This is a genomic window from Brevundimonas sp. 1080 (assembly GCF_040545985.1).
In the GTDB taxonomy this organism is placed as follows: Bacteria; Pseudomonadota; Alphaproteobacteria; order Caulobacterales; family Caulobacteraceae; genus Brevundimonas.
The window spans coordinates 130,579-145,789 of the sequence record NZ_JBEPMW010000003.1 but is presented as its reverse complement, the minus strand read 5'-3'; the positions used below and the strand labels follow the sequence as shown (position 1 = coordinate 145,789).

The 15,211-nt window shown below is 65.7% G+C and carries 11 protein-coding genes; 2 read left to right on the top strand and 9 right to left on the bottom strand.

What is annotated here, in order from left to right:
- Positions 1-119: 119 nt before the first annotated feature.
- The 4 genes from ABIC32_RS11175 to serS are packed head-to-tail and all read right to left on the bottom strand — an operon-like array spanning position 120 to position 3,311.
- On the bottom strand, positions 120-764 hold the full coding sequence (locus ABIC32_RS11175; protein ID WP_045810751.1) for a protein-L-isoaspartate(D-aspartate) O-methyltransferase: 645 nt from the start codon (positions 762-764) through the stop codon (positions 120-122).
- Positions 761-1,555, bottom strand: coding sequence for a 5'/3'-nucleotidase SurE (gene surE / locus ABIC32_RS11170; RefSeq protein ID WP_354074210.1), 795 nt, complete (start codon positions 1,553-1,555; stop codon positions 761-763). Before surE ends, ABIC32_RS11175 begins: the two co-directional genes overlap by 4 nt.
- A gap of 2 nt (positions 1,556-1,557) precedes the next feature.
- Positions 1,558-1,950 (bottom strand): hypothetical protein, encoded by a 393-nt coding sequence (locus ABIC32_RS11165; RefSeq protein WP_199060474.1) that lies wholly within the window; start codon positions 1,948-1,950, stop codon positions 1,558-1,560.
- 2 nt (positions 1,951-1,952) lie between these two features.
- The gene (gene serS, locus ABIC32_RS11160; RefSeq protein ID WP_354074209.1) at positions 1,953-3,311 is read right to left on the bottom strand and encodes a serine--tRNA ligase; all 1,359 of its coding nucleotides are present in this window, start codon (positions 3,309-3,311) and stop codon (positions 1,953-1,955) included.
- Positions 3,312-4,084: 773 nt separating this feature from the next.
- On the opposite strand from serS, the gene ABIC32_RS11155 reads away from it, so the two are divergent.
- Positions 4,085-5,836: a patatin-like phospholipase family protein gene (locus ABIC32_RS11155; RefSeq protein WP_354074208.1), complete on the top strand. Its 1,752-nt coding sequence runs from the start codon at positions 4,085-4,087 to the stop codon at positions 5,834-5,836.
- On the opposite strand, the gene ABIC32_RS11150 is transcribed toward ABIC32_RS11155, so the two are convergent.
- Both ABIC32_RS11150 and ABIC32_RS11145 read right to left on the bottom strand, forming a co-directional pair.
- A complete protein-coding gene (locus ABIC32_RS11150) occupies positions 5,833-7,638 on the bottom strand; it encodes an aminopeptidase P family protein (RefSeq protein WP_354074207.1) in 1,806 nt (601 codons plus the stop codon). The two genes, ABIC32_RS11155 and ABIC32_RS11150, sit on opposite strands and share 4 nt — an antisense overlap.
- Before the next feature lie 9 nt (positions 7,639-7,647).
- A complete protein-coding gene (locus ABIC32_RS11145) occupies positions 7,648-8,511 on the bottom strand; it encodes a 50S ribosomal protein L11 methyltransferase (protein WP_354074206.1) in 864 nt (287 codons plus the stop codon).
- Positions 8,512-8,695: 184 nt separating this feature from the next.
- Between ABIC32_RS11145 and ABIC32_RS11140 the strand changes: the two genes are divergently transcribed.
- Positions 8,696-9,289 (top strand): hypothetical protein, encoded by a 594-nt coding sequence (locus ABIC32_RS11140; RefSeq protein WP_354074205.1) that lies wholly within the window; start codon positions 8,696-8,698, stop codon positions 9,287-9,289.
- Between the two features lie 70 nt (positions 9,290-9,359).
- On the opposite strand, the gene ABIC32_RS11135 is transcribed toward ABIC32_RS11140, so the two are convergent.
- From ABIC32_RS11135 to ABIC32_RS11125, 3 genes are read right to left on the bottom strand one after another with little or no spacing between them, the layout of a single operon-like run.
- Positions 9,360-12,716, bottom strand: coding sequence for an error-prone DNA polymerase (locus ABIC32_RS11135; protein WP_354074204.1), 3,357 nt, complete (start codon positions 12,714-12,716; stop codon positions 9,360-9,362).
- The gene (locus ABIC32_RS11130; RefSeq protein ID WP_354074203.1) at positions 12,713-14,278 is read right to left on the bottom strand and encodes a Y-family DNA polymerase; all 1,566 of its coding nucleotides are present in this window, start codon (positions 14,276-14,278) and stop codon (positions 12,713-12,715) included. Before ABIC32_RS11130 ends, ABIC32_RS11135 begins: the two co-directional genes overlap by 4 nt.
- Positions 14,169-14,987, bottom strand: a complete 819-nt coding sequence (locus tag ABIC32_RS11125; protein WP_354074202.1) for an ImuA family protein — start codon at positions 14,985-14,987, stop codon at positions 14,169-14,171. The genes ABIC32_RS11130 and ABIC32_RS11125 overlap by 110 nt, the downstream gene beginning before the upstream one ends.
- Positions 14,988-15,211 lie beyond the last annotated feature (224 nt).

The window sequence follows — 15,211 nt, the reverse complement described above, 5'->3', positions numbered from 1 at the left end:
TAAGCCAACCCCGCAAACCGCACGGAATTGGGGCGAGTGAGGTCGTGAGGAGTGACTCGTGAATCGTGAATGGCGTTCGCACACCCGGAATCACGACTCACGCGTCACCCTTCACGCCCCTAGCCTTCCTTCGCCGTCCCCTCGACCAAGGGCACGAAACGCACTTCCGTCAGGCTTTCGCGGTGGAACGACCCGTCGCCCTGCCCGACGTAGCGATGCAGCATCTGCACCGACGTGCGTCCCACAGGCGCGACCAGCACCCCGTTCGGCTTCAGCTGTTTCAGCAGTTCGGTCGGCTCGGTCGGCGAGGCGGCTGTGACCATGATCCGGTCGAACGGCGCCTGTTCGGCCCAGCCCAGGCCGCCGTCGCCGTGCTTGGTGATGACGTTCTCGATCTTCAGCACCCGCAGTCGCGCTTCGGCCTCGACCAGCAGACTGCGATACCGCTCCACCGAATAGACATAGCGCGCCAGCCGGCTCAGCACCGCGCACTGGTATCCGCTGCCCGTGCCGATCTCCAAAACCCGATGACGCGCCTGCACTTCCAGCGCCTGGGTCATCAGGCCGACGATATAGGGTTGGCTGATCGTCTGGGCGCAGTCGATCGGCAGGGCCTGATCCTCCCACGCCTGATCCAGGAACTTCTCGTGCACGAAGACCGCGCGGTCGATGCTCTCCATCGCCTTCAGCACGCGCGGGTCCGTGACCCCCTGCTGCCGCAGCGACAGGATCAGCCGCCCGGCCCGGTCGTCGTGCAGATTCATGCGGCGGTCGCCACGCTCTTCGGCGGCGCCCCGCCCAGCACCTTCTTCAGGTCATGCACGCTGGTCATGTGCGTCAGGTCGATATGCAGCGGTGTGACCGAGATCCGCCCCTCCTCGATGGCCCGCAGGTCCGTGCCCTCGGCATGCTCCTGCTTTTCACCCCGGAAGCTCATCCAGTAATAGTCCCGTCCGCGCAGGTCCGTGCGCCGCACCGCGTGCATCTCGCCGACGTTGCGGAAGCCCTGGGTCGTCACCTCGACCTGATCGACCGCTTCGGGCGGCCGGTTGGGGAAGTTCAGGTTCATCACCACCCCGTTCGCCCATTTCTGGTCCAGCAGCCGGCCGATGATCGCAGGCGCGAAGGCTTCTGCCGTCTCCCAGTGCGCGACCACCTCGTCGTGGAACCGCTCCAGGCTCTGGCTCAGGGCGATGGAGCGGATGCCGAACGCCATCCCCTGCAAGGCGCCCGCCACCGTCCCGGAATAGCTGACGTCTTCGCCGATATTGTGCCCGCGATTGACGCCCGACAGCACCAGATCGGGCTTCTCCGGCATCAGGTCGTTGACCGCCAGCACGACGCAGTCGGTCGGCGTGCCGGTCACCGCGAACCGCTTCTCGCCCAAGTTCAGCACCCGCAGCGGTTCGGTCAGGGTGATCCCGCGCCCCTTACCCGACTGCTCGACCGCAGGCGCGCACACCCACACGTCGTCGCTCAGGGTCCGCGCGATCCGCTCAAGACAGGCCAGGCCCTCGGCCTCGATGCCGTCGTCGTTGGTCAGGAGAATCCGCATACCTAGCGCAGCACCCGAACCGACTGGGCCTTGATGACATAGTCGCCACGGCACTGGTTGGTGATCCGCGCGCCCTCATGACGCATGGTCTGAACGCCGTCACTTTCGCTCCAGGGCACGGCCCGGCCTGTGAAGACCACTTTGGAGCCTCCCAGGTCTTGCGCCGCGTTCTGCTGATTGAACGGCAGCGCGCCGCTGACGCACCGAAGGGCGGACGGCGGCATGCGCAGATCGCGCTGCGCCTGATAAAGCTGGAATTCTCCATTCGCCACCCGCACCCAGCCTGTGAACTCCGAAGCGTTCGTATCCAAGTTGGGATTGGTCAGGGTCGTGGTCGAGGCGCAGGCCGACAGGGCTGCGGCTGCTGCGACGACGATCAGGCTCAAAGTCTTCATGATCAAACTCCTCCGATGTGGATCACACCGCCCATGTAGGGCTGCAACACCTTCGGCACGGCGATCCGCCCGTCGTCTTGCTGATAGTTTTCCATGATCGCCACCAGGGTCCGGCCGACCGCCAGGCCCGAACCGTTCAGCGTATGGACGAACTCGGTCTTCTTCTCGCCGGCCCGCTTGAACCGCGCATCCATGCGCCGCGCCTGGAAGTCCCCGCAGTTCGAACAGCTGCTGATCTCGCGATAGGTTCCCTGGCTGGGCAGCCAGACCTCCAGGTCGAAGGTCTTCTGCGCCGAAAAACCCATGTCGCCCTTGCACAGCAGCATCCGCCGGAACGGCAGCTCCAGCGCCTTCAGCACCGCCTCCGCACAGGCCGTCATCCGCTCGTGCTCGGCGTCTGAGTCCTCCGGCCGCGCGATCGACACCATCTCGACCTTTGAGAACTGGTGCTGGCGGATCAGCCCGCGCGTATCACGTCCCGCCGACCCCGCCTCAGCCCGGAAGCAAGGCGTCAACGCCGTCATCCGCATCGGCGTCGCCAATTCGTCCTCGGCCAAGATGGTCTCACGCACGAGGTTGGTCAGGGAGACTTCGGCGGTGGGGATGAGCCAACGGCGATCATCTAAAAGCCCCAAGATTTCAGCAATCTCGGGATAGTTCTTAGCGTAGTCTAAGTCCAAGCCTGGAAGCGAAACAAACAGGTCATTTGCAAATTTCGGCAACTGCCCGGTCCCGAACATCGCGTCGTCCCGAACCAGCAGCGGCGGGTTCACTTCCAGATAACCGTGCTGGTCCGTCTGCATATCCAGCATGAACTGGCCCACGGCCCGTTCCAGCCGCGCCAACTGCCCTTTCAGCACCGCGAACCGCGCGCCCGACATCTTCGCCGCCGCCTCAAAGTCCAGCATCCCCAGGGCCTCGCCCAGGTCGGCGTGGTCCTTGGCCGGACCCGTCCGACGCGGCTCGCCCCAGGTCGAGACCTCGACATTACCCGCCTCGTCCTCGCCGTCCGGCACGTCCTCGGCCGCAAGGTTCTTCAGCCCCGCCAGCAGATCGCGCAGCTCCTTGCCGACACGTGCCTCGACCTCGGCCGCCGCCGCGATATCGCCCTTCAGCGCCTCGACCTCGGCCTTCAGCCGATCCGCCTCGGCCATGTCCTTGCGTCCCATGGCGGCGCCGATCAGCTTGGAGGCCGCATTGCGCTTGGCCAGGGCGTCTTGCCCCGTCGTCTGGGCATGACGCAGTTCGCCGTCCAGCCGCAGGATGTCCGCCACCAGCCCGTCGGCCTCGTCCACCCCGCGCGACGACCAGCCCGCCACGTAAACCTGGGGGTTCTCGCGAATGGCTCTGATGTCGTGCATGGTCTGAAACTTCGGCTAGGCGGGAGAAGCCGAACGCTCTACCCGCCCACGCGGACTCGGGCAACGCGAGAAGCTCGCACCACCGTCTCCTCCCCACTTGTGGGGAGGGGGACCGCGAAGCGGTGGAGGGGCTCTTGAACTCCCACAGACGCCTGCGATGCGCGAAGAGCCCCTCCGTCTCTCCGCTACGCTTCGAGCCACCTCCCCATGACATGGGCAGAAGACGATGCTCAGCCATCGCAATGCCGCTGGTCCATCCGCAGCGATTTCAACCGCTTGCCGATTTATGTCCCCCCGTCTCCCATCCACGGGGTCAAACGGCCTCATAATGCATCCGTCTCGCCGCTTGGAGGGCTCGCCTGGCCTGCGACCTTGCGGCGGCGAGAGCGGAGGGAAAGGGGGCGATGGTGAAATCCCATCGCGGCGCCGGGGCTGATCGGCCGGGGAATCGCCCCGGCGTCCGCAGTCGCGTCGCAGGGTCGAGGGGGATACTCGGCCGAACCGGGGATCGGGGATCGCTGCTCCGACCCGCCCGTCGCAGGCTTATGGGGTTAGGCGATAAGACCGCCACCGCTCGGCGCCCCGAGCTTGCAGGCCAACCCCCCGCGCGGAGCGTCACACCCTTCGTCGAAACGGTAATCTCTAATCACACTCCGGGCGAAGGCCCGACGCTCCGCCCAGCCCTCCGAACTTCGCTGCGATCGCGCGAAGGCGCCGTCGCACGTCCAAACATCCCAATTCACCCGCTTGAGAATCGCGCCTACAAACGGATCATGGCCACGCTTCGCCCCGACACGCTGGCGACCTCGCTCGCGCGAATTTTCGAAGGTCGCATGGTCGACCGGGCCAGCTGGTTTGCGCTGACCGGCGGCGAGCCGCTGTTCACCGAAGGCGATCCGGCCGACACCCTTTATCTGGTTCGCTCCGGCCGACTGGGCGTGTTTCGAATGGAGGCGGATCAGCCGCCGCACATGCTGGGCGTGGTCAAGGCGGGCGAGCCGGTGGGCGAGATGGCCATGCTGGCCGGCACGCCGCACACCGCCACCGTCGTCGCCCTGAGGGACAGCGAGATCCTGGCCCTGCCGCGCGAAGCCTTCTTCGAGGCCGCCCGCACCGAACCGGATCTGATGGTCGAACTGTCGAGGCTGATGATCCACCGCGCCCGCGAACGCACGGCGGGCGCGTCCGAGCCCAGCGTCTTCGGCTTCGTCTCGGCCCGTCCCCGCCCCATCCGCGCCTTTGTCGAACGCATCGCCGCCGCCATCCAGGCCATGGGCTTCACCTGTCAGGTCATCGACCAGTCGGCCCTGGCCTCGGCGTCCGAATGGTTCAGCCGGGTGGAGGGCGACCACGACTATGTCCTCTATGTCGCCGAACAGGATCAGCCCGCCTGGGCCAGCCTGTGCGCGCGTCAGGTGGACCGGATGTTCATCGTCGGCAGCGGCCTTCTGGCGCCGCCGTCCGCCGTGCCGCGCCGCCAGGGCTTCGGCGACGGCCGCCGCCTGACCGACCTGATCCTGCTGCGCGATCCGCGCATGCATCACCCGGCCAACACGCGCGTGTGGCTGGATGCGTTACAGCCCGATCGCTGGTTCCATTGCGTCGAAGGCCTGGCCACAGACGCCGAGCGCATCGCCCGTGTCGTCACCGGCACGGCGGTCGGACTGGTCCTGTCCGGCGGGGGCGCGCGGGCGTATTGCCACATCGGCGCGATCAGGGCCCTGGAAGAGGCCAAGGTCCCTATCGACTTCGCGGGCGGCGCCTCCATGGGCGCGGTTGTCGCCGCCGGCCCGGCCCTGGGCTGGTCCTTCGAACGGCTGGATTTCGAGATTCGGCGCGCCTTCGTCGAGTCCGACCCGCTGTCGGACCTCGCCGTACCGATCATCGCCATGTCCCGCGCTCGCAAGGTCGCCCGACTGCTGGAACAGGCTTACGGCGACATCGATCTGGCGGACCTGGCCCTGCCCTTCTTCGCCGTCTCCTCGAACCTGACCTCGGGCCGGATCGAGGCGCATCGCACGGGCCTGATGCGACGGGCCATGCGCGCCTCCATCGCCATTCCCGGCGTTCTGCCGCCGGTCGTCATGGACGGTCAGGTGCTGGTGGACGGCGCCGTGCTGAAGAACTTTCCCACCAGCGTGATGCGCCAACTGAACAGCGGCCCCATCATCGGCGTGGACATGTCCCAGACGCGCGGCGTCGATCCCCAAGCGCTGGAGAATCCGCCATCCTGGTGGAAATGGGTCCTGTCCGGAGCCTGGAAGGCCGGCCCGCCCATCGTCTCGATCCTGATGCGCTCGGCGACCATCACTACCGACGCCGAGATGACCCAGTCGCGCGCCGACGCCGACGTCCTGATCCTGCCCCAGGTCGCCGGCAGCGACATTCGCGACTGGAAGACCTACGACGGCCCCGTCGCCATCGGCTACGAGGCGACGAAGGCGGCGCTCGCCGACCTTGCCTGCCCTGTCACCCAGATGCGCCACTGCCCCAGCGCGCCCCCGGCGCCCTCACCCGCCCCTTAAAGCGGCGCGCAGGCCCGCTTCAGCCAATCCAGCGCCTCGCCATCCATCAACGGCCCGACCTTGGCCAGCGTTTCGGCGTGATAGGCGTCGACATAGGCTCGCTCGTCCGGCGTCAGCATCTCGACCGCGATCAGCTTGCGGTCGATCGGTGCGAACGTCAGCTGTTCGAACCCGTGCATCGGCCGCTCGCCGCCCTCTGGAACCTCAGCGGGCGTCACGACCTGCAGGGTCTCGATACGGATGCCCCAGTGGCCTTCACGGTAATAGCCGGGCTCGTTGGACAGGATCATCCCTTCCAGCAGCGGCTGGGACGTGCCCCATTTCGCGATCCGCTGCGGCCCCTCGTGGACCCCCAAATAGCTGCCGACGCCGTGGCCGGTGCCGTGATCGTAATCCAGCCCCGCCGCCCACATCGGCGCCCTGGCGATGGCGTCCAGCGCCATGCCGCTGGTTCCCGCCGGGAAGCGGATCGTCGCCATGGCGATGTGCGCCTTCAGCACCAGCGTGAACTTGTGGCGCTGATCCTCGCTCGGCTCGCCCACCGCCATGGTGCGGGTCACATCGGTCGTGCCGTCCAGATACTGACCGCCGCCGTCCACCAGCAGCAGCGAGCCCTTCTCCACCTTGCGAATGCTGGCGCCCACCGGCTTGTAATGCGGCAAGGCCCCGTTCGGCCCGGCCCCGGCGATGGTGTCGAAACTCAGGTCCTTCAGCGCCCCGGTCTCCTCGCGGAATCGCTCCAGCGCCTCGACCACCTCGCGCTCGTCCGGCAGGGTCTCCTGCACCACCGTATCGACCCAGTGCAGGAACCGGCTCAGCGCCGCCCCGTCGCGGATATGCGCCTGGCGGCTGCCCTCGATCTCCACCGCATTCTTGGCCGCCCGGGGAATGGCGCAGGGATCCATCGCCCGCACCACCGTCGCGCCTGCCGCGTCCAGCCGGTCGAAATACCAGGCCGAAGACAGCGACGGATCGATCATGACCTTGTGGCCCGACAGCCCGTCCAGCGCCGCCGGCAGCTGCTCGGTCGCCTCAATGCGAACATCGTCGCCCAGCCAGCCCGGCAGCGCATTCGTGACCTTGGCCGGGTCCAGGAACAGCCGCGCCTGTCCGTCCGCCGCCAGAATGGCCTGACCGATCGGCAGAGGCGAACGGATCACGTCCCCGCCGCGCACATTGAACAGCCAGGCGATCGACATCGGCGCCGTCAGCACCACCGCGTCTGCGCCGGCGTCCGCCACGGCCTTGCCGATTCGCGCCCGCTTGGACGCATGACTCTCGCCGGAATGGACGTCCTCATGCGGCACGACAGGCGCCGTCGGCTGGGCCGGACGATCGGCGCCCCAGGCCAGATCCAGCGGATTGGCGTCCACGGGCTTCAGCGTGGCCCCCGCCTTCTGCGCCGCCGCCTTCAGGCCGACGAGAGCATCCGGGCTGTGCAGACGTGGATCGTATCCGATCACCGCCCCCTTCGCCGCCGTCTCCAGATAGGCCGCCACGTCGTTGAGGTCGCGCCGCTCGAACAGGGCCGGATCGGTCTGGGCCTTCACCTGAACGGTGTAACGACCGTCGGTGAACATGCTGGCCCGATCTTGGAACACTACCGCCGCCCCGGCCGAGCCGGTGAAACCGGTCGCCCAGGCCAGGCGCTCATTGGCGTCCGGCAGATACTCGTTCTGATGCTCGTCCTCATGCGGGATCAGGAACCCATCCAGCCCCTGCTTGGCCATTTCGGCGCGCAGCAGCGGCAGGTGCTTGGCCCCGAAGGACGGGTCGGTCGTCTCGTCGAAAGTCTGGCGCATGATCGATCCTCAGCCCTTGCGCAGTTGCAGGGCGCTCCAGGCGTCGTGATGGATGGTCTGTTCAACCGTGAAGCCCAGCGGCAGATAGGCCTCCAGCACCCGCTCCTCCTGCGTGCGCAGCAGGCCCGACAGGATCGCGACCCCGCCGCTCTTCAGCGCCGCCCCGATCTCGGGCGCCAGATGCACCAGCGGCGCGGCCAGGATGTTGGCGAACACCAGATCATACGGCTGATGCTGGGCGATGCGCGGATCGCTGAGCCCATCGGCGAAGTAGAAATCGCACTTGGCCTCGTTGATCTCAGCGTTCTCATTGGCGATCCGGGCCGAGGGCTCGTCGATGTCGGTGCCGACGGCGATAGGCGTGCCCGTCTTGGCCGCCGCGATCGCCAGCGCGCCCGTACCGCAACCGACGTCCAGCACCTTCTCAAAGCTTTCGGTCTCCAGCAGCTTGTCGAACGCCTCCAGGCAGCCGACCGTGGTGCCATGGTGGCCCGTGCCGAATGCGGCGCCGGCGTCGATCTTCAGCGTGACGCGGCCCTCGGGCACCTTGCCCTGATCGTGCGCGCCATAGACGAAGAACCGTCCGGCCTCGACCGGCGGCAGACCCGACAGCGACATGGCCAGCCAGTCGGCGTCCGCCAGCTTCTCCACCAGCACCGTCACCGGATAGCCCGCCAGCACCGCCTTCAGCCCCTCGACCTCGTCATCGGTCGTGGGAAAGGCGTCGATGCGCCAGACGTCGTTGTCCTCGTCCTCTTCCAGGATCGAATAGGTCGCGCCTTCCAGCCGCGGATCGGCGTCGACGGCCTCTGCGGCGGCCTCTGCGGCGGCGCGCGGGCCACGTGCGATTATCTGAAGTGCGGACTCGGACATTTTTCAAACACCGGTAATATGGCGAATCGTAGCGATCCGGTGCTGAACGCCCGTCGCCGCCGCGTTTTTATCAAACCGAGGGGTCGGGGAATACATGGCCAAGTCACCGTCTACGTCTAAACCAGCGTCGCCAAAGCCGGCGACCGCCGCTTCCAAGCCTAAAGCCGCGCCGAAGTCGAGCGCCGTGAAGACCGCCGCCGAGAAAACCGCTGCGCCCAAGGCTGCGGCAAAGCCGGCAGCCGCTGCGCCGAAGGCCGCCGCCGCCAAGGCAGTCGCGCCCAAGGCCGCGGCGCCCAAAACCGCCGCCCCCAAAGCCGCCGCTAAGCCGGTGGCCAAGGCCGCAGCCAAGCCGGTGGCCAAGGCCGCAGCCAAGCCGAAACCCGCCCCTGCCCCCAAGGCTGCTGCACCCAAACCGGCCGCCGTCAAGGCGGCAGTGAAGGCCGCGGCTCCGAAAGCGGCCGCGCCCAAGGCGATGGCGACCAAGCCCGCAGCGACCAAAACTGCTGCGCCCAAGGCCGCCGCTTCGAAACCCGCCGCCGCCTCGAAGGCTGCGCCTGTCGCCAAGCCGGCCACAGCGGCGCCCAAGCCTGCTGAACCCGTCGCCGCGCCCAAGCCTGCCGCCACCCCTGCACCCGCGGCGGCGTCCGCGCCTACGCCGGCTCCTGCTCCCAAGCCGGTCGAAGCCCCCAAGCCGGCGCCGGTGCCGGCTCCCGCCGCCAAGCCCGAGGAAAAGGGCTTCTTCGCCAAGTTGGGCGACATAATCTTCGGCAAGCGCTGATCGCACTTTTTCTCTAATCCAGCAGATCGCCGGACGGCACGCCCGTCCGGCGATTTTCGTTGTGATCGTCTCAGTGAAAGTCGCGCGATCCAGGCAGGATACGGACATCGCGCGGATGTCGACCGGTCGGGCTGCGCGGCGCTTGCGGGTATTTCACCGCATCCGCCCGCGACAGTTCGACCTGTAGATCATAGTCATCAGATAGCCGGCGCAACTCGGCCGAGCGGTCCACGACTTTTCGCACCATGATGTGCAGCACACCCTCGGCGCTTTTCTCAACCGTGCCCTCCACCTCCATCAGTCGCGCGGCCATCACCTCGCGCCGGAATGTCTCGAACAGTCGTGCCCAGATCAGCGCATTCACCAACCCTGTTTCATCCTCCATCGTCACGAAAATGGCGTTGCCCGTGCCCGGTCTTTGTCGAACCAGCACGACCCCTGCCGCACGCACCAGACGACCATGCTTTTGGGCCATGACTTCGGCGGCGCTGAGTACGCGCTCGGCGCGGAACATCGGACGCAAGATCTGCATTGGATGCCCCTTCAGCGACAAACGCGTCGTCTGATAGTCGGTGGCGATATGCTCCTTGAGCGGCATCATCGGCAGGTTCGCCGCCGCCTCTTCTCCCAGTTCTCTCGCCCGCGCCGCCTGAAACAACGGCAGCGGCTCATCGTCGGGCAATCGCCTGACTGCCCACAGCCCCTCGCGTCGATCCAGTCCCATCGACCGAAACGCGTCCGCATCCGCCAGCTTACGTATCGCTGCGGATTCTACACCTGTCCGTCGCGCCATCTCCTCCACGTCCATGAAGGGCGTATCGCGCGCCGCGACGATCCGGTTCGCCCAGGCCTGATTGAACCCGTCGATCTGGCGCATCCCCAAGCGCAGAGCCATACCGCGCTCGCCCTGCTCAAGCGTATTGTCCCAGACGCTGTGATTTACATCGATCGGCCGCACCTCGACCTTCTGGGGACTATCCTGTGCATCCCTCACCAATTGCGCCGGCGCATAGAATCCCATCGGCTGGCTGTTCAGCAGCGCACAGGCGAACACCGCCGGATGGTGGCATTTGATCCAGGACGAGATGTAGACCAGCCGGGCGAACGAAATGGCGTGGCTCTCGGGAAAGCCGTAGGAGCCAAACCCCTTGATCTGTTCGTAGCACCGCTCCGCAAAGGCCGGATCATAGCCGCGCGCGACCATGCCCTTGACCATGAGTTGCCCGAAATAGTTCAGGTTTCCGTCGCCTCTGAAGGTCCCCATGGCCTTGCGCATGCCGTTGGCCTGTTTGTCGTTAAAGCCGGCCGCGACCATGGCGACCTTCATCGCCTGCTCCTGAAAAAGCGGCACGCCCAATGTCACCTTCAGCACGTCTTTCAACTCATCGGGATGGCCATGTCCTGCGCCAGGCGATGGATAGTCGACGGTTTCCAGCCCTTGTCGTCGTCTCAAATAGGGGTGGACCATATTGCCCTGGATCGGTCCCGGCCGAACGATCGCCACCTGAATGGCAAGGTCATAGAACCGCTCCGGCTTCAGCCTTGGCAGCATGTTGATCTGCGCCCGGCTCTCCACCTGAAAGACGCCGATGGACCGCCCCTCCTGCAACATCTTGTAGGTCGGCTCGTCGGCGTCTGGGACCGTGTTTAGCTTTAATTCCTGCCTATTGTGTTCAAGCAGCAGATCGAACGCCTTGCGGATACAGGTCAGCATTCCCAGCGCTAGGACATCGACCTTCATCAAGCGCAGCGCGTCGATGTCGTCCTTGTCCCATTCGATAAAGGTCCGATCCGGCATGGCCGCATTGCCAATGGGGACCAGTTCATCCAGTCGATCTTGGGTCAGGACAAAGCCGCCGACGTGCTGAGACAAATGCCGAGGAAACTCCAGCAGCCGCCGGGTCATGGCGATAGCGCGCGTTAAGGTCGGATTGCCGATCTCAAGCCCGGCCTGCTCCACATGACGATCCGGGATATCCGATCCGAAACTGCCCCACTGGCTTCCCGCCAGCCGCGCCGTGACGTCTTCGGTCAACCCCATCACCTTTCCGACTTCGCGAATGGCGCTGCGCGGGCGATAGCGGATCACGGTTGCGGCTATACCGGCGCGGTGGCGACCATATCTCGAATAGATGTGCTGGATGACCTCTTCACGCCGTTCATGTTCGAAATCGACATCGATGTCGGGCGGCTCATTGCGGTCCGACGACAGGAAGCGTTCGAACAACACATTGTGCACACTGGGATCGACCGAGGTGATCCCAAGAACGTAACAGACGGCCGAGTTCGCCGCCGAACCTCGTCCCTGACACAGGATGCCCTGGTCATCCGCAAATCTGACGATGTCGTGGATTGTCAGGAAATAATGGGCCAGCCTTTCCTTTGAGATGAAGGCCAGCTCCTTTTTCAGAAGGTCTCGCACCTTGACCGGCACGCCATCCGGATATTTCAGGGTTTCATAGGTCGCCACCAGCGAAACCAGACGATCCTGCGCCGTCATGCCGGGTGGTACTGGCTCTTCCGGATAGTTGTAGGTGAGTTGGCCAAGATCGAACCTCACCCGCGCCAGGAAGTCCTGTGTCTCGGCTACCGCCTCGGGCGCTTCGGCGAACAAGCGGCTCATTTCCGCGGGCGGTTTCAGGTAGCGTTCTGCGTTCTGATCCAGACGGCGACCTGCCGCCTCCAAGGTCACGCCCTCACGGATACAGCTCACGACATCCTGCAAGTCTCGCTGTTCCACGTCGTGGTAGAGGACATCATTGACCGCCAGCAGGGGCGTGCCGGTCTCTGCGCCAAGCGCCTTCAGCCTCGCCAGCCTTCGGCGGTCGTCGCCCATTCGGTGCATCGTGGCGCCCAGCCAGACAGCACCTGAAGCGGCCTCGTTCACCTGACGGAGCAAGGATTCCAATCCCTGCGTCCGACGCAGCGGCATAACGATCAGCAGCAAGCCTTCAGGCGCTCGCAACAGATCGCCTAGACCGAGTTCGCACTGCCCTTTCTTTGCCCGGCGATTGCCAAGCGTCAACAGGCGACACAGACGGCCCCAACCCTGCCGATCTTCGGGATAGGCCAGGATGTCCGGCGTCCCGTCGTTAAAGCGCAGGCGCGCACCCAGGATCAGCTTGAAGGCCTCGGCTCGCGCCTTGATTGTCTCTGGGTCGAGATCGACCGGGAACTTGTCCTCCACGAGTATCGTCTCGCCGGGACCGCCGCCCTGACGCACCTTGTCCGGCGGCGACCAGCCGTCTTGGCGCAGGGTCTTCAACGCACTCCATGCCCGCACCACCCCGGCCAGGGTATTGCGGTCGGCCAACCCCATGCCTGTATGTCCACGCAGGATCGCGCTCAGCACCAGATGCTTCGGATGCGACGCCCCTTCCAGGAAGGAGAAGTTGCTACGCGTCGCCAACTCGGCATAGGCGGTCATGCGAAAACGCCATGCAGGAACCAGCGCGGCGCCGGCTCCTCGCCGTAAAAACCAGAACGGAACAACCAGAAGCGTCGCCCCTCCTGGTCCTCGACCCGATAATAATCCCGCGTGGCCTCCAGCGGCCCGCGCAATCTGCGCCACCATTCGGGCGCGATCCGTTCGGGACCTTCAACGCGAACCAGACGATGATCCACGCGACGCCAGATGAAGCGGTTCGGCGGATGGTCGGGCACCTCCGCCGTGGCCAGGATTGGTTGGGGTGGGTCGAACATTTGCAAGGGGCGCAGCGGCGGGTCCACAGGATCAGGTTCTGGCCAGTCGACCTGTTCGCCGGATGGCAGGGCCGCAGGTGTCAGTCGAACCGCGCGCTCGGGCCAGTGAGACTCCACAAGTTCGAACCGTCTGACAGACTCGGGCCCCAGGCGCGCCGTCAAGCGATCCACGAGACGTCCCAGATCCTCGGCACCCGGCGGGATGCGCTCGAAACCGCCCTGACGCGAAGCCAGTCGATCGGTGACAGGCGCCGACAGGCGCAACTGATCAAACCCGAACCCTGGATCCAGCGGCTTCGCCAACGCCGCCAATCTTTCCCGAAACAGGCGCAGAACACCGGAAGCGTCCCGGCTCGGCCGCCCCGTTCGGACGGTGATATGGCGCACCTCCCCATCGACACGAAAGAAGCTGGCCCGAAAGGCGCGCCCGCCCTGACCGCGCAAATCCAACTGATCCATCACCTCGAGGAGCAGATCGCCGATGACGGCTTCGACATCGATCATTTCCGTGATCGGTTCGACAAGGATCCGGCTCACAGCGATCATCATGACCGGCCGTTCGGGTCTTATTCGCGTATCCTCACGCCCGAGGACGCGGTTCAGCCGGGTCGCCGCCACTGCGCCAAAGCGGGCCGCGATGGGGGCTGTAGGGCGATCGTCCAGATGCGCCAGGGTCTTCAGCCCGGCGCGCGACAGGGCCTGCGTTTCCTTGTCCGAAAGCTCTAGGGCCGCGACGGGAAGACGACGCAGGGCCTGACGCTGGTTCGCCCCCTCGTAAATCCCACCGCTTCCAAATCTCGCCAAGGCGCGCGCCGCTTCCGGCGTGCCGGCCATGGCCAGTCGCACCGACAGACCGACGCGACGCGACCGCGCCTCGACAGCTTGCATCATTCCCATCTCGCCTCCGAACAAGTGGGCGCAACCGGTCACATCAAGCGCCATGCCATCCAGACCGTCCGTCGCCGCCATCGGCGTGAACCGGCCGAAGTCCAGCAGAACGCGCTTCAACAGCGCCGCATCCGCTTCCGGACGATGCACGACCACGCGAATATCCGGCGCCCTGGCCCGCGCGTCCGCCAGCGTCATTCCCGGAGACAGTCCTATCTCCAACGCCTGCCGATTTGAGGCTGCCAGTCGCAGCGCGCCCTTCACCTTCTCGACCAGCACTGTCGCCGGCTCAGCCGAAGCGTCGGATCGCCCCTCCTCGCGCCGCAGCCGATCTGTCGATAACAGAGGAAACCAGACCGACAGGTAGCGCCGGTCGTTGCGCGTGTTGATGTCCGGCATTGCGCCCACCCTGTTCGAAAACTCCGCGCTCACGATCCCACTCCATGGTCCAGGCCTTCGGCGGCGCGCCGGACCGATGCCGCAACAACTCGACCCCATAGTTCGGACGGCCGGGAGCATCCGCCTCCAAAGCATGGGACAAGGCTGCGCGAACGCGCCAGCGGGTATCAGCTGCGCTGGGCTGGGGGTGAGCCGCCAATCGGGTCAGGATCGCTGTCGCCCGCCCCTGCCCCGCCGCCATGGACAGACGCCGCGTCGCCGTCAGGCTTAGGAGGTGGCTTTCGCCCCAAGTCGTAAGCAGCACCGCACCTGCTGCGCCGCATGATAGAGCCTCCTCACCCGCTGCCAGCAGGTCCTTGGCTTCCTTGACGCTCACCAAGATCACTCGGCTGGGATCCAAACCCAGTTCGCGCAATCCGGGTCCGTAAATCTGACCGGTCTCCAGCCCGGCCATGGCCTGGATGCCCCAAACCAATGGTCGATCCTTCGCGGCCCGGTGAACCAGAGCCAAGGCAAACCCCAAGGCGGCCGTCGCATCCGGCGCTGTCGCCGCATAGATTTCGTGCAGACCATGGCTGGAAAGCCCGCCTATGTGCCGGTCCGCTTGTGCGTGGCCCAAATCAAAGCGGGCGGCGTCAGTCGGATGACCGTCCGTTTCCATGGCCTTCAGGCACTGACGCAAAGCCTCGATACCGCGGCTGGACCGCACAGCAGTTCTCCTTTTGTTCTCCTATATGCCGCTAGCCCCACCCCCGGAGTCAAGCGCATGTAACCTTGGCCATGGGAATTTATTCCGGCGCGCTCTGGCGGCGGAAAATTGTGGAATACTTGACTTTTGCGCAGGGGCTTCTATATGCCCCCCAGCCTCGGGACAGGTCTGCGATACGCGCCGCCCGCTCGCCCAAAGAGGGGCGGTTCCGTCGCTGCTATGCA

What these genes read in the sequence shown, in the direction of transcription:
- ABIC32_RS11175 (WP_045810751.1), bottom strand. Translation starts at nt 764, where the DNA reads ATGAATCTGCACGACGACCGGGCCGGGCGGCTGATCCTGTCGCTGCGG.
- surE (WP_354074210.1), bottom strand. Translation starts at nt 1,555, where the DNA reads ATGCGGATTCTCCTGACCAACGACGACGGCATCGAGGCCGAGGGCCTG.
- ABIC32_RS11165 (WP_199060474.1), bottom strand. Translation starts at nt 1,950, where the DNA reads ATGAAGACTTTGAGCCTGATCGTCGTCGCAGCAGCCGCAGCCCTGTCG.
- serS (WP_354074209.1), bottom strand. Translation starts at nt 3,311, where the DNA reads ATGCACGACATCAGAGCCATTCGCGAGAACCCCCAGGTTTACGTGGCG.
- ABIC32_RS11155 (WP_354074208.1), top strand. Translation starts at nt 4,085, where the DNA reads ATGGCCACGCTTCGCCCCGACACGCTGGCGACCTCGCTCGCGCGAATT.
- ABIC32_RS11150 (WP_354074207.1), bottom strand. Translation starts at nt 7,638, where the DNA reads ATGCGCCAGACTTTCGACGAGACGACCGACCCGTCCTTCGGGGCCAAG.
- ABIC32_RS11145 (WP_354074206.1), bottom strand. Translation starts at nt 8,511, where the DNA reads ATGTCCGAGTCCGCACTTCAGATAATCGCACGTGGCCCGCGCGCCGCC.
- ABIC32_RS11135 (WP_354074204.1), bottom strand. Translation starts at nt 12,716, where the DNA reads ATGACCGCCTATGCCGAGTTGGCGACGCGTAGCAACTTCTCCTTCCTG.
- ABIC32_RS11130 (WP_354074203.1), bottom strand. Translation starts at nt 14,278, where the DNA reads ATGCCGGACATCAACACGCGCAACGACCGGCGCTACCTGTCGGTCTGG.